This window comes from Mycetohabitans sp. B3 (assembly GCF_021498065.1).
Classification (GTDB): Bacteria; Pseudomonadota; Gammaproteobacteria; order Burkholderiales; family Burkholderiaceae; genus Mycetohabitans.
In genome coordinates this window covers 95,429-113,943 of record NZ_JAHLKN010000027.1, presented here as the reverse complement: position 1 = coordinate 113,943, position 18,515 = coordinate 95,429, and the positions used below count along the sequence as shown (strand labels likewise).

Below are 18,515 nucleotides of genomic sequence, written 5' to 3'. Positions count from 1 at the left end.
TGAAAGTATGAGGCGCGAAACGTATCACGCGCGAAGCGCCAAGTAAAGATCAATAAGGAAACAATCGTTGCTTATATAACGATTTGGGCGAAATATATGAACCAATCAAGTCACCCACACCGGTTTTATTGGTATAGTACAAATTGGGTCTTTCTGTTTTGGATTGCTAACTCATCGGACAATATGGATTAATTTTCCGCGACATCACGGTAGCCGGCATGATATGCCTGCTTCGCAGCTCAGTTTTACCCATGTCTTGATAGTCCGGCCGGGCTGAGTCCGGCACATTTTTCCGGGCATCCGGGCATCACCGGTCGATGTTTCCGAAAGCGGATTTCTGTTTGCTTAGGCGCCACACAGCACCCTTTCAACGCCCATCACTTCGCCTTCCCGTCGCTTTCTTCGGCATCCCTGTCGTCGCGCGAGGTGGGATTGCTACGCTTCACGCTGTATTCGCGTTTTTTGATTGCTCGATATCGCAAACACCATCTGGGGGGCGCTTGGATATTCTGCTGTTTGCCTCGGCCTATAACGGCATGGTCCAGCGTGTTCATCGCGAACTCATTGCACTGGAGCATCGCGTCTGCATTGAATTGTCGCCGGACCCGGACACGATGCTGGCTCGCGCTGAACAGGTCAATCCGGATATGATCATCTGTCCATTCCTGAAACATCGCATTCCCGACACGGTATGGCGCGCCTGGCCGTGCTTGGTCGTGCACCCGGGAATCGAGGGCGATCGGGGGCCGTCCGCGTTGGATTGGGCGATTACCCACCGGCAATCCGAGTGGGGCGTTACCCTGCTGCAAGCCAACGCCGAAATGGACGGCGGCGATGTGTGGGGGACGCACCGGTTTGCGATGCGCACGGCCAGCAAAGGCAGCATCTATCGACGTGATGTCATACCCGGCGCGGTGAAGCTCATCCGGCAGGCACTGGTCGATTTCGCGAATCCGCGGTTCCGGCCGCATCCGCAAGACTATTCTCGCCCGTCGGTCAAGGGCCGTCCCCACGTGCTGATGCGACAGGATGCACGCCGCATCGACTGGAGCACCGACGACACCGATACGATCGTCAACCGCATCCATGCGGCTGACGGCTTCCCCGGCGTGCGTGACGAGATCCATGGCCAGCCGGTGTATCTGTTCGGTGCGGTAGCGGATACGGGCATCGCACATGAGGCCACGCCGGGGGCATGGCTGGGCCAGCGGCACGGCGCGGTGTGCCGCGCCACGCGGGACGGTGCCGTATGGATCAAGCAGATGAAGGCGGGGAGCCGCGGTCCAGGCGCCGGCATCAAGCTCCCGGCGATGCTGGCGCTGCGCGCCGCGTTCGGCGACGCAGCCTGGCTAGAGCAGTTACCCGAGATGGACTCGCCTGCTATCGAGGATATCCGCATCCATGTCGAACATCGGGTGGCATACGTCGAATTCGACTTCCACAACGGCGCGATGAGCACCGGCCAATGCACGCGCTTGACTCATGTGCTTGACGCGCTGAGTCGGCGCCACGACGTGCGCGTGATCGTACTAATGGGCGGCAACGATTTTTGGAGCAACGGCATTCATTTGCACTGCATCGAGGCATCGCCGGATCCGGCCGGCGAGTCGTGGCGCAACATCAATGCGATAAACGACTTAGTGCGCACCATCCTGCTGACCGAACGCAAGATCACCATTGCCGCGCTGCGCAACAACGCCGGCGCCGGCGGCGCCATCATGCCACTGGCATGCGACTTCGTGCTGGCCCGCCGCGGCGTCGTGCTCAATCCACACTACCAGACAATGGGCTTATACGGCTCCGAGTACTGGACTTACCTATTGCCGCGTCGCACCGGCGCCGCACGAGCGAAGGCCCTAGTCGACGCATGCTTGCCGGTAGTGGCGGACGAAGCGCTAGGCATGAACCTCGTCGACCACGTGCTGCCAGAGGATTGGACTGAATATCACGCTTTGCTGTCACGCCATTGCCAGACGATCGCGCAGGACGAACGGTTCTCGACGTATCTGAACATCAAGGCGCGCGTGCGAAGCATGGACGAACGGCGCAAGCCGCTGCAAGCCTATCGGGACGAAGAATTGCAGCGCATGAAGGCAGCCTTCGATGATCCGGATGCCAGCTACCACGCACTACGCTACCAATTCGTTCACAAAATCCCGTGTGCGGCAACGCCGCTACACCTGCTTGGCGACGTCGGCGTGCGGCAGTCGCACAATACGCAGCACCGACGGGAGCCGTCGCCCGTTCAAGCGTAACAGCCGGCCGGCACGGATTCATCGCCATCGCGACATATTGCGACGGCAATGCCATCGCTGTCGTACGCATACAACAGCCACCACGTCAGAAACACGCTGGTTCCAGCGTTCGCGCCTGGCGCGACGCCGGCGGTGCGCACCCACGGCGCACGCGTTGCCGCGCGCGCGACGGCATACGCGACGCAAGCGACGGCCCGGCCGCAGCAAGCGCACGACAGCGACCGCTGCAGCTGCCCCCACGGACGGCTGTGCTGCGTCGACGCGTGTTGCGCCCTGCCATGCCGCACGTGCGCCAACGTCCCTCCCATGCTGTCTGTCCGGCGCTCGCCGCCGGCGGGGACCGACCGGTTCCGTACTTTCATTCCGTCGTTCCCCAAGCGTCCTCCCCGGTTCATCCACATCTAGCTCAATCATGGGCGCCCACGCCTGGCATAGCCGGGCGCGGGCGGTCCGTGCCGCAACGCTCGCTTTCGTCGCGCTGTCCTTCATCGGCGGCGTCAAGGCGCTCGAGCATGGCGGATTTGGCTGGCAGTACATTGTCCATAACGGCGCGCTGCTGCCATCCCAGGCCGCACTGATCCTGGTGTGTGCTCATGTTACGATGCCCACCGCGGCCGCGCGGCTCGCCACCCGGCTCGGCAACGCAGCGCTGTCGCTGTTCGCCATCCATTTGCCATTGTTTCTCGTCTTCACCAAGCTGGGAAAGTTGCTGGCGATCGGCATGGACCCGCTACAATGCGTGCAGCAGTTCACGGCATGTGTAAACGCGTCACGCGACGTCGTGCCGTCGATGGCGCTTTACCCGGCCTATCTGGTTGGCACTGTGGTGGCAGCAGTGGTGTGCCAGGAGCGGATCGTCGCACCGTTGCGCGACGCATTGCGCACAGCCGGCTGTCGCGCGAACCGCTCCAGCATCGCGCCGCTGGTCCCTCAGGCGGGCAGTCCGGGTAATCCATCTCGCTCGCTTCCCGCCGTCTGCGCGGCAAGCCATGCCAGGTATTTTGCATGCCGAAGCAGTACCTCCAACGTGCGAGCGCGCACAATCAGCGTAGTCGCATTCGGGCTGCGGGTCTTGGATACCGTTTTTTCCGCCAATTGCACCTGCTGCCACCGGGTTTTTTATTGCCCGGCGCCGCCGATTGGTGCTCCGCCGTAGTGTGCAGCGCCTCCAAACCGCGTTGCACAGCGCTTCTTTGTGTGAACGCTGCGTTTTGCACGCACTTTTTCACGCTGTTAGAGACACTGGCGTTTTGTCGGGTGCCGCACAGATCTCGCGAGTACGGACTGGTCTACTAGCTTCGCGCACGGGGAGTGCCGCCGCCGGGATTTGGACGACCCGAGCCGGAAAATGATTGATACCGGAGCATCCGATGAAAAACGAATTAAGACAGATCATCCAGGAAGTCGCTCACCTGGAATTATCCGTTGACCGCCTTTCCGACAGTGACGACCTCTACGAAGCAGGTTTGTCGTCGCTGAACACGATTCAATTGATGCTTGCGATCGAAAAACACTTCAACGTCGAAATTCCCGACCGCATGCTGAATCGCCATCTGTTTCAGAGCATCGATTCACTGGCTGAGGCCGTCTCGCAATTGCAGCGCGACGTGCAATCAGCATGAGCGTTATCCAATCCGCCAACGGTGGTGAGCCGGTGCACGCCATTGCATTGCCCGAACCTGACGCGCACCCGTCGGGCGCCGGCGAGCACGCGTTGGACCAAGCCGCGATCGCGGTGGCGCAGGTCGCGGCGCGTTTCGCCGATGCCGTGGACCGCAAAGCCAGGTTCCCAAGCGAAGCCATCGACGCCATGCGCGAGCATAGGCTGCTCGGCGCGATGGTGCCCGTCGAGTTGGGCGGCATGGGCGCGTCGCTGGAAGCGGTCGCTTCAGCGTGCCGCATTCTCGGCCATGCGTGCTCGTCTGCCGCGATGATCTACGCGATGCATCAGATCGAAGTGATTTGCGTACTGGAACATGCGATGTCGGTGCCGTGGCATCGCGGGTTTCTCCGACAGGTTGCCGAGCATGAGTGGCTGCTGGCGTCCGCGACGTCCGAAGATGGCGTGGGCGGCAATTTGCGCAACAGCCGCTGCGCGATCGAACCCGACGGCGACGGTGCGTTCACATTGCACAAGCGCACGCCGACGATCTCCTACGGCGCCTATGCCGACGCCATTCTGACGACCGCCCGGCGCTCGCCGGACGCGCCGGCCGTGGAGCAGGTGCTCGTGACGATTTTGAAAGACGACACGACCCTGACTCGCCGCAGCGGATGGGATACGTTCGGCATGCGGGGCACGTGCAGCGAAGGCTTCGTGCTCGAGTCGCGCGGCCGCCAGGAACAGGTTTTCCCCGTACCGTTCGGCGAGATCGCCGAGCGCACGATGGTGCCGGCCTCCCACATCCTGTGGTCGTCACTGTGGACCGGCATCGCCAGCGACGCGTTTTCCCGCGCGCATCGCTACTTCCGCACACAGGCACAAGACAAGCCGACCGGCGCATCGCCCGCCGGTAGTCGAATCGCCGAAGCGCTCGGCCTGCTGCAAGCCATGCAGGGACGCATCGACAGCGCGCTGCGCGTCCACGCGCGCGCCAGCGCATCGGCCACGCGCTCGTGGTCCGAGACAATGGCAGACGCGGCTCAGATCAACACGCTCAAGACTTACGTGTCCATCACCGCGCTACAGGTCGTAATGCATGCGGTGATGATTTGCGGCATGGCGGCGTACAAGAACGGCACGCCGTTCACGCTGAGCCGGCACATTCGCGATCTCTATTCTGCACCCCTTATGATCAACAATGACCGTATCGATGCCAATACGGCCAGCCTATTGCTGGCGCAACGGCCCGCTTCGCTGGAGAAAGAATAATGGGTGATATTACGCTGCAAAACCCACCGGCGCACGCGGCCGACATCGATGATCGGCACGGCGTGAACGCACTACGCGATGCGCTCGTGGACGCGGGCCTGTTAATCCCGATGGGCGTGCAAGGCCTGTATGGCAGGAGCGAAGTGTTCGAGAACGTGATCGGGGCCATCGATGCATTGGTCACGCGCCTGGGCGCTGATCAGCACGCCGAGGTACTGCGCTTTCCGCCCGCAATGAACCGGACCGATTTTGAGCATAGCGAATACCTGAAGGGATTTCCGCAGCTCGCCGGGACGGTCCATAGCTTCTGCGGCTCGGAGCACGAGCATCAACGTGTGCTGCAATGCCTGGACCGGGGCGAGGATTGGACCGAGTTCCAAAAGCCGACCTACGTGGTCATGACGCCGGCTGCATGCTATCCCGCCTATCCGGTCATCGCGCGGCGCGGCGCGCTGCCACCGCAGGGCAGGACGCTGGATCTGTTCTCGTATTGCTTTCGCCACGAGCCGTCGCTGGACGCAACCCGGATGCAGCTGTTTCGCATGCGCGAGTATGTGCGCCTGGGTACGCCAGATCAGATCCTGGCATTTCGCACCGAGTGGATCGAGCGTGGCAAGCGAATGATGGCGATACTGGCGCTGCCGCACGAAGTGGACCTGGCCAATGACCCGTTCTTTGGCCGCGGCGGCCGCATTGCCGCGTCGAGCCAGCGTGAGCAAAACCTGAAATTCGAAATGCTGGTGCCGATCGAGAGCGACACCCGACTCACTGCCTGCCTGAGCTTCAACTACCACATGGACCACTTCGGCCTGCTGTGGGGCATTAAGACGAGCGATGCCGGCGTCGCGCATACCGGTTGTGTAGGTTTCGGCATGGAACGCCTGGCGCTCGGACTGTTCAAGCATCATGGATTCGATGTGCAGGCGTGGCCAGAATCGGTACGCAACGCGCTGTGGGGGAGCTAATGAATGACGTCGTCTCGCCCATGGCCACGCCGCACGCACTCACACGGCCAGCGCTGCCGATGACGTTGCCGCGCGACCCGGCTGGCTATCGTCCGCACGCGCTACATGACTCAACCATGGTCTGGAAGCAGACCAATTGCTACGTCGACCTGTGGATTGAGCTGCTGTCACAATGGGGTTTCGAGCCCCATGCCATGCTGCCCTTCACAGTCACGCAAGACTTTGAGGGAGACCAGTTCACCTTTTTCAAGGTGCCGTTGGAAGACTTAGAGCGGCTGTACGGGATTGTCGTGCAAGAGCACGCCATCTTCGAGCCACTGCCGTACCATATTGAGCAGCAGGTCCGACGCGGCAACGTGATGCTGGTCGAGGTGGATGCGTGGCATCTGCCCGACACCCGTGGCATCAGTTATCAACGCGAGCACACGAAGACGACCATCGGCATCGACGCGATCGACTTGCAAGCTGGCGAAATCGGCTATTTCCATAACGCTGGATACTATCGGGCCGCAGGTGACGACTATCGTGGGCTGTTCGACATCAGCTCCAGTACGTCGCTGGCGCCCTACGTCGAATGCGCGAAGCGGCGCTTCGAGCCGTTGCGCGGCCCGGCACTGCACGAAACCGCGCTCTCGCTGCTGACGCGGCACTTCAAACGCCGCCCCACCAGTAGCCCGATCGCCGCGTTTCGGGCTGCGCTTGCCAAAGACGCTGCAGTCATCGCATCGCGCCCGATCTCGTACTTTCATTCGTATTCATTCAACACGTTGCGTCAACTCGGTGCGAACTTCGAGCTACTGGGCCGCTGCCTGCGATGGCTGGACGCACCCGATGCGAACGGTACCGACGGCAACGGGGCCTTTACCGCTTGCGTGGCCGCCTGCAACACGATCGCCTCCGAGGCGATGGTGCTCGAATTCCGGCTCGCCAGGGCTTGCGCGCGACGCAACGAGGACCGTTGCGAAAGTACGCTGGAAACCATCGAGCACGCGTACGGGTCGTTGATTGACGAACTGGGTGTGCGGTTGGGCGACAACGATGCACCGCCACGGCTGTGCCACGACTCGAACACGGCCCGCCCCGACGCCAGGTCCTCGTTGCAATGAATCCGCAGCCTGCCCCGGCCGGGCGCAGCACTGCCGGCCCCGGAACTGTTCATGGGCGCGCGGCTTCGCCTATGTGGCGCTTGTGCACTACCCCGGCCGACGCCGCTACCCGACCAAGCGATCTGCCGCACGTGGATGCATCGCAGTGGATCGACGCGCCCGTGCCTGGGACCGTCGGCCAGGCACTCGCGGCCGCGAACCGGCTCACCCCGCTGGGTACAAGCCGGCTGGGTGAATACGACCACTGGTACCGGCTACCGCTGCGACGCGGCGGCGCCCGCCTGATACGGTTTGACGGGTTGGCGGGCATCGCGCAGGTCTGGCTGAACGACACTTTGCTGCTGCAGTCGACGAACATGTTCGTCTCGCAGCAGGTGTACATCGACCCGCTGCCCGAGGATAGCGCGTTGTATCTATGCTTTCGGTCACTGGCCCGCCACCTCGATACCATGCCCGCGCCCCGCCGCGCCCGCTGGCGCACGCGCCTGGTCGATGCGCCAGCACTGCGGGCGGTACGAATCTCGCTGTTCGGCCATATGCCAGGCTGGTTTCCGCGCATCGAGCCAATCGGCCCGTGGGGCGCCGTGGCCGTCATCAACGCTGACGCCGATACGGCCGCGCAGATCGTGCACCACAAGCTGAGCGCCTCGATCGAAGGCCGCGATGGAATCGTGGAGGCGACCATCACATTTGCCGCACCGGTTTCCGGCCATTTGGACGCGGTCCTGGACTGCGAGGGCCATCATGTACGCCTGCAACGCCACGACCGGTTCACGCTGCGCGCGCGGCTCACCGTGCCAAACGCCAAGCGATGGTGGCCGCACACGCATGGCGAACCAGCGCGCTACGCCGTCTCGCTGCACCTGGGCGACACGACCGTGGCCCTGGGATACGTCGGATTCCGCGCCATCGAGGTCACGCGCGGCCACGACGGCCAGGGCTTCGCGTTGTCCGTCAACGCGCTGCCGATCTTCGTGCGAGGCGCGTGCTGGAGCACCGCCGATCCGCTGGGGTTGCGCGTGTCCGCGCACGACTATCGCACGTGGTTAACGCTGGCCCGGGACGCCGGCTTCAACATGATCCGCGTCGGTGGCACCATGACGTACGAAGACGACGCGTTCTATGCGTCGTGCGACGAGCTGGGCCTGCTGGTCTGGCAAGACTTCATGTTCGCCAATTTCGACTATCCGTGTACCGCTCCTGATTTCGTCACATCGGTAAAGCTGGAAGCCAGCCAGTTTCTCGCGCGTACGGCAGGCAACCCTTCATTGGCCGTGCTATGCGGAGGCAGCGAAATCGCGCAGCAAGCGTCAATGGTCGGCCTGAGTGACGAGCAGCGCGATATGCCGTTGACTGCCAGCTTGCTCGCCGAGCTTGCCGCGACACATCGGGGCGACGTACCGTACGTATCGGACACGCCGTCCGGGCAGGTACTGCCATTTTATCCCCGCACGGGCATCTCGCATTACTACGGGGTCGGCGCCTATCTGCGGCCCTTGGACGATGCGCGCCGCGCAGCGGTCCGCTTCGCCAGCGAATGCCTAGCGTTTGCACACGTTCCCGCCGATGCAACGCTCGCTGCAATCGGCTCGCCGTCGGTGCACGAAATCGCGTGGAAAATGGCCGTGCCGCGCGATCCCGGCGCGCCATGGGATTTCGACGATGTGCGCGATCATTATTTGCGCGAGCTGTATGGGCAAGACCCGGCGCGGCTCAGGGGACAGGATCCGTCACGCTACCTCGAACTATCGCGAGCCGTGCTCGCCGACGTCGTATCCGAGACAATGGTGGAATGGCGCCGCACTGCGTCCAGCTGCACGGGCGCACTACTGTGGCAATTCCAGGACGTGATGCCAGGCGCCGGATGGGGCATCGTGGACGCGTTCCGGCGTCCCAAGTCGACCTGGTATGCACTCAAGCACGTGCTCCAATCGCAGCAAGTGTGCCTGTGTGACGAGGGGTTGAATGGACTGGACGTACACGTGTTCAACGACGGCCCCGCCCCGTTGCGGGGACGGCTGGAATTGGTCGCGTTGCGCGACGCCGTCGTGCCGGTCACACGGGCCCGTTGCGATCTTCATATCGAACCGCACGGTGCACTCCAGGTCAGCGCGGCGCAGTGCCTAGGGCGCTTCTTCGACTTCACCTACGCGTATCGGTTTGGCCCGCGCGAACATGACACGGTCATCGCATCGCTGTACGACCACGAGGAGCGGCTGCTCGCGCAATCGTTCTATTTCCCCGAACGTACCGCGCCGGCCGTCTTCGAACGCGACGATATCGGTTTGAACGCCTCGCTGGAACAGCGTGACGGCCAATGGTGGATCAATGTCGGCACGCGCGCGAGCGCGCGCTATGTGCAGATCACTGCGCCAGGTCTGCTGCCGAAGGACGACTGGTTCCATCTGGCGCCCGGCGCGAACGTGTCTATCCCGCTGCTGCCAGAATCGACACCCTTGCACTCCCCTCTTACGTCATTTTACTTGGGAACCCCGCATCTGGACACGCACGACGGCCCGGGAACGATTGAGATACGCGCCGTCAATTCCAACAAAGTCATTCGCTTGAGGAAACCATCGTGATACCAATTACATTCGATAATTGCGTCGGATGGCTGCACGAAGGACGCTCGTCACGAGGCGTCGTGCTGTGCGCCGCCGTCGGCCACGAAGGTCTGTGGACCCACAAGCTGATGCGTGCGCTAGCGCAGCGGCTGGCGCGCGAGGGCATCTGGGCGCTGCGGTTCGACTACCCCTGCTGCGGCGACTCGGCGGGCGACGACCTGGACAGCGGCCGGTTTGACAAAAGCATTGCCAGTATCGGCCGGGCTGTGCACGCACTGCGCGCCCATGCGCAGCTGACCGATGTCACGCTGGTCGGCCTGCGCACCGGTGCCGCCATGGCGTTATTGGCCTGCACGATGGATACATCTGCCGCCCTGCAGGTCGATACACTCGTCGCACTGTCGCCCATCGTGCGAGGGCGCACCTATATGCGCGAAGTAGCCATGGTCGAGCGTCAATGGCTGGACACGACGCCGCCCGCAGTGCAGCAGGCCCATGCGAAAGAGCCCTGCCTGAGCGTGCTCGGGCATCGCTATCCTGCTGACTTCGTCGCCGCGTTGCGAGCAATTGACCTGTGCGCCGCCATCGGGGGCGCGGCTTCGCTACCACGTTCCGTACTGCTCATCGATACCGATCGTGGTGACAGTGCCGTGCTGCAAACGGCGTTGCAGGCGCGTGGCGTCCAGACCACCGTGCAGCCGTTTCCCGAGTCCGCCACGACATTGGTCGAAAGCATCCGCTCCCGACTGCCGCTCGCCACCATCGAAGCGAGCGTCGCATGGATCGCCACGCGGCAAATGCAGGATGCCCCCGTGGCGCAACCTATGCCAGAACCGGCCGCTTCGTTGCGTACGACGGGTGCGCACCTGGTGCTGCCCGACGCCACCGAGAGCACCGTACAGATCGGCGCCGCACCGCTGATCGGAACGCTGTGTCGGCCGGCCACCCCGATGCCGGGCCGCTCGGGCATGCCGGCGTTGCTGTTCGTCACGACCGCCTCCAATCCTCGCAGTGCCGATGCACGACTCGCGGTGCGTGTCGCGCGGCAACTCGCAGCCCACGGCATCGCCTCGTTGCGCGTGGACGTGAGCGGCGTCGGCGACAGTGGCGCCTGCGTGCTGGACGACCAATCCGTCGTCCCGTACTCTGACCAAGCCGTAACGGACGTGGTTGCGGCCGCGGACTGGCTCGTGGAACAGGGATACCGCGATGTCGTGGCGCTCGGTATCTGCTCGGGTGCGTATGCGTCGCTTCAGGCTGCATCGCGTTCGGCGGCCGTCACCGGGATGATCGTGATCAACTTGCCCCGGTTCATCTGGCCGGCCGGCTTGACGCTCGCAGACGCGATTGCTCAGCAGACCAATTCGGCACGCGGCTACCTCGCGTCAGCACGCAACCCGCAGAAGTGGAAAAGCCTATTGCGACGCCGGCGTGACCTGCGCCCCGTTGTCAAGGCGCTCGTACGGCTGACGGCCGCCAAGCTACGCGTGCCAGCAATGCGGCTGCTCGAACGGGCAGGTTGGCGCCCGCCGGCTCACTCCGAGCGCGGGGTGATGCACGCGTTGGCGCGCCGTGGAGTGAAGGCACTATTGGTCTATGGCGAGTTCGACCCGGGACTGGACGAACTGTCCCGTCACTTCGGGCCTGCTCACCGGGCATTTCGCAGGCAACGGCAGATCGACGTGCAAACCATCGCGCAACTCGATCACTCGGTGTATGGCACACAAGGCGCCGATGCGATCATTCAACTATGCATACACACGTTGATGCACTGGAGCGCCGAACCTTGCGGCATGAGCGGCTTGCATAGACCAGCGCCCGCTACCACCTCCCGTTCGGCGACTGCCTCAATGCATATCCCATAGCTACGTTTTCGAAAGAATTGCCATGCCGCGGCCTGACGCCGCGTCCCGTTGCGGCTGCCAGGTCGGCCGCGCGCCGGCACGGGCAGTTCGCGCAGCGGATCGGCACAAAGAAATGCACATTGGATAACTGGCTGCTTTCGCCTGGTTCCAGCGAGTATCGGAGCATGCCAGTAGTCGCGCGCGCCCCAAGCTCACTTAGGCTGCCGAGATTGCATCTTCATTGTCGCCGTCCGCGAGCAGGAGCGTTTGCCCCGCGCCACGAATGAAGTACTCTGGCGAGTTCTCGATTGTGATCAGGCGAATGCTGTAGTCCGGGCCTTTGAGCGACGCATTCAAGCGTCGTCGACTTGATCGCGCCGGTGAGGGCCCTTCGAGCGCCGTCTCTCCTATGCTGCCGTCAAGCAAACGCAGCACGAGATAAATTTGTCGTGTCCATTAATAGCAAGTTAATTAGCCGCGTAGCATTATTTCAAGATTCAATATGCCGCGGCCCGCGACATCCCACCGCGCCGCATTTCCGTATCAATGAATGGCAGCAGGATGATTGTTTCAGTACCTGCTGGATATCAAGGTGCCCGCATACAAGTTCCAGTCCGCGGTTTGCCGTTCATTTACTTCATCCAAACGGTTCCTACGCTTGTCCATTCATCGCATCGTGTTTTAAGCAATCGTATAATTTTTTGTCAGCTATTGCGGCGTGAATTGGAGAAGATTAATATTCGCTCCTGGCGTCGAAAAACGTTTGTGGCGCAACACAATTCGAGCCAGCACATTATTCTTTTCGGGCTGCAATTAATACCTACTCGCTGCGGTTAATCCATTGGACAGAGTCAAAAATGCCGTCCAATGGTGGGGGAAAGAATTGTCTTCCAGCCGCCGGGGGAAATTGGCATATTTAACCGAATTTTTTGCGAGCCCAAGTCATTTCTACAGAACCGGGGTTGTTAGTCAGGAGCCGAAAATGTTGAGTCCACACGAATTCGCGACCCTCATGCTCATCAAGCACTCGCCAGACCAGATCGATCTGAGTCGCGCCGAACTTGGCACGCTACTCGAGCGCCAACTCGTCGTATTACACGATCAGGCCTCCGGCGGCCGTTCGCCGCAGCTGACGCGAGTTGGCCAGTCGATCCTCGACGCATGCTCGCGTGTGCGATTTTCCGCGTAGTTCCGCCGGCCAAGCCATCCGAGCCCGCGTCCGCCTCTAACGTCCAACAAGCCTAGTCATGAGTCTCGTGATCACGGAACAACTTGCCGCTGCGCAAAAATCCGGTATCAATACGCTGTTCGGGTTAGCCGGCAAAGTTTTCGATGGTGTCGAAAAAGTGACGGAGTTGAACTCGCAGGCTTGGCGTACGACACTGCAACAGATTCAACAAGCCACGCGGCAGGCGTGGTCCGTCACCGGCGTGCGCGAATGGGTCGCTCCCTCATCGGCACGCCAGGCAGCGCCCCCGTCCAAGCGGGCAGCGGCGCGCCTAGACGGCGGCGAGCGCAGTCGCATTGAGGATTCGAATGTTCCTGCCCTGCGTGTCGACCAGCCCTGCCCGGCTGAAGCCGGACAATATCCGGCTCACGGTTTCGAGTTTCAAACCCAGATAACTGCCCATCTCTGCCCGAGTCATCCTCAATTGAAACTCGTTCGGCGAATAACCCCGCACGGCGAAGCGCTTCGATAGGTTCAGCAAGAACGCCGCCACGCGTTCCGCGGCGTTCATCGTGCCCAGCCATACGTTAAGCCCGGATTCGCGCAAGATCTCTCCACTGAGCATCCGGTGCAGATGCCGCTGCATCGCCGGCTGCCGATGACAGAACGCCTCGAGCCGAGTAAACGACACCGTACACACCAGGCTGTCTTCGAGCGCAACGGCATCCCAACGATGGCGGTCCGAACACACACCATCGAGGCCTAGCGCGTCGCCCGGCAAGTAAAAGCCGGTAACCTGCTCGCGACCATCGCGCAGCACCATGACCGTCTTGAACGAGCCGGTCTTGATGGCAAAGATATTGCGAAATGGATCATCGCAACGATACAGCACGTCGCCACGGCGCACCAGACGCTTCATGCTGGCGACCTGATGAAACTGCTCGATGTCGTCGCTCGATAATTCCGGCGGCAAGCACAGGTTGCGTAATGCACAGCCCGAGCAGCGCGACACGTCGTGCCGCATCGATTCGCCGCTGTTGACCGCGACATGCTCGTCGACGTGATGCACGCTGTGACAGTTCGCCACATTTGCGCGATGTGCAGCATCGGCAGGCGGCCCGGCATGGTGTTCGGCTATGGAGAGAATCATGGCGCAAATTATACCGATGCCGGCGGCATGAATCGCGCCCCGCGCCGTGAATGCGACCGCGTGACGCATACAGTTGCCGCCCGTCGCGGCGAAGCTCCCGATGCCACAAAGGAGTGGCGCTCCCGCTACCGAAGCGGCCATTCGACTTTGACGACCTCCGGATCGTCGCTGTGAAGCGCAAACCCACAGTCCCGCGCAAACAACAACATTCGCGAACTCGGCCTTGTCGTTGTCCGAATCAGTTACCGCTTGCGCCACGCCATGAATAGCCGGGCGCGTGTCCTACTGCGTGCACGCAATGAGCGCCATCTCGCGGCCGTAGTCGATTTGCACGTACCGTGCAAGCTGAGCATGTCTCAGGTTGCGAATCGTAGCAGTTGCGCAGCGTACTGCGGCCGCAACGTGACGGGAACCTGAAGCGGCGCATCAGCCTGCGCCGCAGCTAACACGTTATCAGTCAGTATCCTTCTCCCGTGCGCGCACGAATGACCTGGTAGCGCACGTACCAGTCCGCCAGCGCGATCCGCGCCCGCGCCCGTGCGGCCTGCTCGCGCAGCAGCGTTGATGGTGCCTCATCCGGCACAAGCGCGTACGTGGGGCCCTGCCAGCGGAATGCGGCTGGCTCGCCGACCAGCGGCATCATCGCGCCGTCGCGGCTGAACATCGTCTTGAAGCCGATCACGGCAAATTGCTCGGTCTGCGGGGCGGGCGCGAACAGACTGTGCCCGAACGCCGGATAGCGCGCGTCGGACAACGCGAGATGATACAGTGTCGGAAAGAAATCTGCGTGCCCGGCATATCGTTCCAGATCCGGCACGAAACGGGGACGGTACGGCGGCGGCACACGGAAGAAACCCGGTACACGATACAGCTCCCGGCTCTGCTCCGGCCGCTGATACCGGAACAGCCCGCGCATGTTGTGATCACCGGTTGCCGCGATAATAGTCTTGCTGCCGAACTGTGCGGCCTCGACCCGGCTGACGAACATGCCCAGTTGGTGAGTGGCATACTGATACGTCTGCACCATACGGCTACCCTTGTCGAAATCGGCCGCGAAATGCCGGCGCATGTCGCTCAAGTCCAGCGGCGGAGGTAAATAATGACTCGGCACGACGTGAGGGGGGCGGTTCGTCGTACTCGTGACGAACAGGAGGATCTTCTGGCCCAGCGCGTCACGAGTGGCAAGCAAATCGAACGCGAATCGAAACAGGTACTCATCGTACACGCCCCAGATCGTGCGTTTTGCATCCGGGTACCTGCCAATGATGTCTGCCATGTCGTACACTTCGTCGAAGTTCTGACGCCGCATCGTACGCGACACTGATCGCCACGCACCGCTGCCGCCATAGACGAACACGGTTCGATAGCCCTTGGTCTTGAATGGCAGCGCGGCCGATGTCGAATACGTGACAAACCCCTGGTCACCTTGCGTCAGCGGCGAGACCGGCGAGTTGAGCAATAGCACCTCGAGCGCCGCGTGGCCGCCAAGCCGAGCTGGGAAAACATTGCGGAACAGGTAATCGCTTTGCAAGTGCTCTGCCATCACGCCCGCCAGGTCGGTGGAGGCCGTGCTGAATTCGAGCGGATGCGCGCCCCATGATTCCATCAGCGCGAAAACCACATGGGGTGGATGCGCGGCCAGAAATCGGTTCTCCGGAGTGCGGCGGAACACCACGCTTTCCAGATCCGGCGGCGCACCGGAGGCAGCGCCGACCGCACGGGCCAGCTCATCGGTGGAGCGGAACCCGTAGCGCGCTAATTGGCATGCGGGGTCTTCGTCGATTTTGGCTTGGCTGCGCCGGTCGGCATAGGCGTCGTATAGCGCCTGTGCTGCGTTGCGCACCGAGTCATTGATCCATGCACGCGTGGAAATCTCCGCCTCGCGCGAGCCGAGCGCAGCCTCGCCCAGGCCACCACGAGCCAAGCCGAGCAGTAACACGACCAGCACTGCGCCGTCCAGCACGCAACGCATGCGTTCGCGAGGCCGCGCTTGCCCGTTTCGATCGACACGCGCGCTCCCGGAAAGCCGCAGGATGACCCACATCTGCAAAGCGGTAACGAGAGCCATCAGTAGCGCACATCGCACGACCGGGTACTGACTTCGCGCCGCCACCAGTGTCCCCAACGGATCGGCACCCAGCAACCCAAACACCATCGGATTAAATGGGCTGCCATAGAAATCGTAGTAATAGAATTGGCAAGCGGAGCCGAGGTTCACGCACAGCAGTATCGCTGCGATGGACAGGCGCTGCAGCAGCCCAGCGGCACGCCTAAGGGGGCGCCACTTTGTCACCACGAAGACGGGCAGCATCACCACCAGGATCGCGATCGACAGCACCCTCAAGTCAAATCGCCAACCCATCCACAGCGCGTGCAACGTCTCGGCGCCGTGGTCGAACACTTGTGCAGCGCCACCGTAGTAAAATAGATAAGCAATACGAAATGCCTCAAAGCTGACGCTGCCCGCTATCAGCACGAGGAGCGCGGATCTGGCAAATCTCAACGAGCGCATAATATTTGCCCAGCTTGACCGTTCAGGCCGTATGACGCACGCGCTGCATGGCAAAATACTCGCTCGCCTCGTCCCACGACAACTCCGGTCCAAAATATAGGCCTTGAAAGAAATCGATATCCAGCGTTCTGGCGATTTCCAACTGGTTCTGCGTCTCGATGCCTGCCGCGATGACTTTCAAACCGAGTTTCCGACACAGATCGCACGCGCCGGCGAGAACGACGCGCCCTCGGGCGCAATCCAATCCGCAAATAAGGTCCCTATCCAGTTTTACCGAGTCGAAATGCGTGCCGGCAAGTCGCTGGTAGTTCGTATAGCCGGCGCCGAAGTCATCAATAATCAATTTTGCACCGCTGTCACGCAAGCGTCCAACACAACTCAGTGTGCTGTCCTTGGCAAGCGACACACCCGCACCGAGTTCTATCTCGACATTCAAGTAGCGCAACGCCTTGATCACTTCGTCAAATGCCGGACCGCATGCCATCGTATCCGAATGAAGCTTGATCGAGACAGCCGGGTACATCTCGCGCTGCGCCCATCGACCAATGGCCTGCTCGACTTCTTCACAGAGCCACACATCCACTGGACTGACGATACCAGTGCGCTCCAGGCAACCGAGGAAGCTGTCCGTTCCGGCACGCCCGAACGTACCTTTGAGGCGGGCCTGAGCTTCGAATCCGACGCACTGCAAGTTCGACACGGCGATCTTGGGGACATAGCGCACATCCAAGCCATCGCGGGCGATGAGATCGATCACGCGGCTGGCATCGATCCATGCTGCTTCAGCCAACGCCTTGGAACGCCTGGTGTAGATATCCAGTTCCCTGCGCAGGCTGCTTTGCATATCCATGATCATCCGTTCACCCGTGACTCGGGTAAGCCCCCTCCATAATACAGCGTCGCCCGTCGCGGCCGCGCTCATCCGTTGGTTGCGTCGCGCTGCGCGTCTGACCGCGCGCAAGACGATCAGGGTTGATCCATGCGCCTGCGGGCGGCGTTTCGGTAAGACGTCGGCGACGTGAACATGCGCTTACGGAACAATGTCGCCAGCCGCACACCGCTACCCAAGCCGGTACGGCGGGCAATTTTGTCGACCGGTAAGTCTGAGCGGACTAGCAATTCGCATGCCTTTTCCAAGCGGCAACGGAGCAGGAACTCCGACGGCGTAATACCCATTTCTAGCTTGAAACGGCGCAGAAAATTACGCTCGCTCATGGCGGCTGCCCGTGCTGCATCTGAAATCGATAAGGCGCGTTCGCATCCAGACTGCAACCGACGCGCCGCGGCGCGAATCGTGTCGCTGACTGCCGCGGTCGGATGCCCCATCCACTCGATGACGCGGCGCGCACAACGGGGCATCAGAAACTCAGCTACGTCCCGGACAACCTCTTGGCTGTAATCGCGCGAAACCAGCGACATCGCAGTAAAGAAGCCATCGTTAGATCGATAGCAGTCCGAAACACAACCGGACGCAGGCCCCGGCTTTGGCGAGGAGCGAATACGCCGCAGACTTTGCTCAGGCCAAGCAGGCACGCCGGCTGCTTCCAACACCATTGAGCCCTCGCCCACTGCACACACGGTCCGTGTGGACGGACCGATTTTACGCAACCAGCCGACCAGCCCGAAATCCTCAGACGCCGCGCGAGCGCCTGGGCCGCCGGCAATGAGCACCGTATCCGTGGAAGCGCCGAAATAGCGAGCGTCTAGCCCATCCGTCCACACACGAATGCCGGAGGTCGAGGCCATCACGCCGCCACGCGTGGACATCAGCCTGACCACGTAGCGGTTGCGCCATTCACTGCTGCGCTCCAGCACCCGGTTAGCGACGCTAAGCCATCCGCCACGGCAGCGACGTCCGCCAGCGAGAATGACTCGTAGAGAAAGATCACGACGACCCGGTCGGTTGAGGCTTTGGCTACCCCGACGTCGCCCCTGACTTCCTCCAATAACTCTGTATGTCTTAAGTATCCCATATGGCCTGTCAAAACTATCTTTGGCAAGAGCCAATGCATCAACATGCATCGTAAGCTTCATTGCCGGTTTTCGAACGTTGCGCGTCGGATGAACGAAAACTAATGG

The 18,515-nt window shown here is 61.8% G+C and carries 14 protein-coding genes and 1 pseudogene; 10 read left to right on the top strand and 5 right to left on the bottom strand.

Going from position 1 to position 18,515, the window contains the following annotated elements; genetic code table 11:
- Positions 1 to 500: 500 nt before the first annotated feature.
- The 8 genes from KQH55_RS08930 (at position 501) to KQH55_RS08895 (ending at position 11,627) form a co-directional block, all read left to right on the top strand.
- A complete protein-coding gene (locus KQH55_RS08930; protein ID WP_170872324.1) occupies positions 501 to 2,255 on the top strand; it encodes a hydrogenase maturation protein in 1,755 nt (584 codons plus the stop codon).
- A 412-nt stretch (positions 2,256 to 2,667) separates the two neighbouring features.
- A complete protein-coding gene (locus KQH55_RS08925) occupies positions 2,668 to 3,411 on the top strand; it encodes a hypothetical protein (protein WP_076793985.1) in 744 nt (247 codons plus the stop codon).
- Between the two features lie 214 nt (positions 3,412 to 3,625).
- The gene (locus tag KQH55_RS08920) at positions 3,626 to 3,877 is read left to right on the top strand and encodes an acyl carrier protein (protein WP_076788423.1); all 252 of its coding nucleotides are present in this window, start codon (positions 3,626 to 3,628) and stop codon (positions 3,875 to 3,877) included.
- Positions 3,874 to 5,127, top strand: coding sequence for an acyl-CoA dehydrogenase family protein (locus tag KQH55_RS08915; protein ID WP_235090626.1), 1,254 nt, complete (start codon positions 3,874 to 3,876; stop codon positions 5,125 to 5,127). The genes KQH55_RS08920 and KQH55_RS08915 overlap by 4 nt, the downstream gene beginning before the upstream one ends.
- Positions 5,127 to 6,092: an amino acid--[acyl-carrier-protein] ligase gene (locus KQH55_RS08910; protein ID WP_235090625.1), complete on the top strand. Its 966-nt coding sequence runs from the start codon at positions 5,127 to 5,129 to the stop codon at positions 6,090 to 6,092. Before KQH55_RS08915 ends, KQH55_RS08910 begins: the two co-directional genes overlap by 1 nt.
- A 59-nt stretch (positions 6,093 to 6,151) precedes the next feature.
- The gene (locus KQH55_RS08905; protein ID WP_235090636.1) at positions 6,152 to 7,198 is read left to right on the top strand and encodes a DUF1839 family protein; all 1,047 of its coding nucleotides are present in this window, start codon (positions 6,152 to 6,154) and stop codon (positions 7,196 to 7,198) included.
- Between the two features lie 71 nt (positions 7,199 to 7,269).
- Complete coding sequence (locus KQH55_RS08900) at positions 7,270 to 9,780, top strand: beta-mannosidase (RefSeq protein ID WP_076793990.1); 2,511 nt, start codon at positions 7,270 to 7,272, stop codon at positions 9,778 to 9,780.
- Positions 9,777 to 11,627 carry an alpha/beta fold hydrolase gene (locus KQH55_RS08895; RefSeq protein ID WP_235090624.1) on the top strand — a complete coding sequence of 617 codons (1,851 nt, stop codon included), beginning with the start codon at positions 9,777 to 9,779 and terminating at the stop codon, positions 11,625 to 11,627. The genes KQH55_RS08900 and KQH55_RS08895 overlap by 4 nt, the downstream gene beginning before the upstream one ends.
- Positions 11,628 to 11,822: 195 nt before the next feature.
- Here KQH55_RS08895 and KQH55_RS08890 read toward each other — a convergent pair whose 3' ends face one another.
- Positions 11,823 to 11,963 carry a hypothetical protein gene (locus tag KQH55_RS08890; RefSeq protein WP_235090623.1) on the bottom strand — a complete coding sequence of 47 codons (141 nt, stop codon included), beginning with the start codon at positions 11,961 to 11,963 and terminating at the stop codon, positions 11,823 to 11,825.
- Positions 11,964 to 12,588: 625 nt separating this feature from the next.
- On the opposite strand from KQH55_RS08890, the gene KQH55_RS08885 reads away from it, so the two are divergent.
- Together KQH55_RS08885 and KQH55_RS16910 are read left to right on the top strand one after the other, a co-directional pair.
- Positions 12,589 to 12,795 (top strand): hypothetical protein, encoded by a 207-nt coding sequence (locus tag KQH55_RS08885; protein ID WP_076788431.1) that lies wholly within the window; start codon positions 12,589 to 12,591, stop codon positions 12,793 to 12,795.
- A gap of 58 nt (positions 12,796 to 12,853) precedes the next feature.
- Positions 12,854 to 12,997: pseudogene (locus KQH55_RS16910) on the top strand (phasin family protein); the annotation flags it as partial.
- Positions 12,998 to 13,105: 108 nt separating this feature from the next.
- On the opposite strand, the gene KQH55_RS08880 reads toward KQH55_RS16910, so the two are convergent.
- From KQH55_RS08880 to KQH55_RS08865, 4 genes are all read right to left on the bottom strand, one after another.
- On the bottom strand, positions 13,106 to 13,924 hold the full coding sequence (locus KQH55_RS08880) for a helix-turn-helix domain-containing protein (protein ID WP_235090622.1): 819 nt from the start codon (positions 13,922 to 13,924) through the stop codon (positions 13,106 to 13,108).
- 457 nt (positions 13,925 to 14,381) lie between these two features.
- Positions 14,382 to 16,436, bottom strand: a complete 2,055-nt coding sequence (locus KQH55_RS08875) for an LTA synthase family protein (protein ID WP_235090621.1) — start codon at positions 16,434 to 16,436, stop codon at positions 14,382 to 14,384.
- 22 nt (positions 16,437 to 16,458) lie between these two features.
- A complete protein-coding gene (locus KQH55_RS08870; protein WP_235090620.1) occupies positions 16,459 to 17,358 on the bottom strand; it encodes an EAL domain-containing protein in 900 nt (299 codons plus the stop codon).
- Between the two features lie 44 nt (positions 17,359 to 17,402).
- Positions 17,403 to 18,251, bottom strand: coding sequence for a helix-turn-helix domain-containing protein (locus tag KQH55_RS08865; RefSeq protein ID WP_235090619.1), 849 nt, complete (start codon positions 18,249 to 18,251; stop codon positions 17,403 to 17,405).
- Positions 18,252 to 18,515 lie beyond the last annotated feature (264 nt).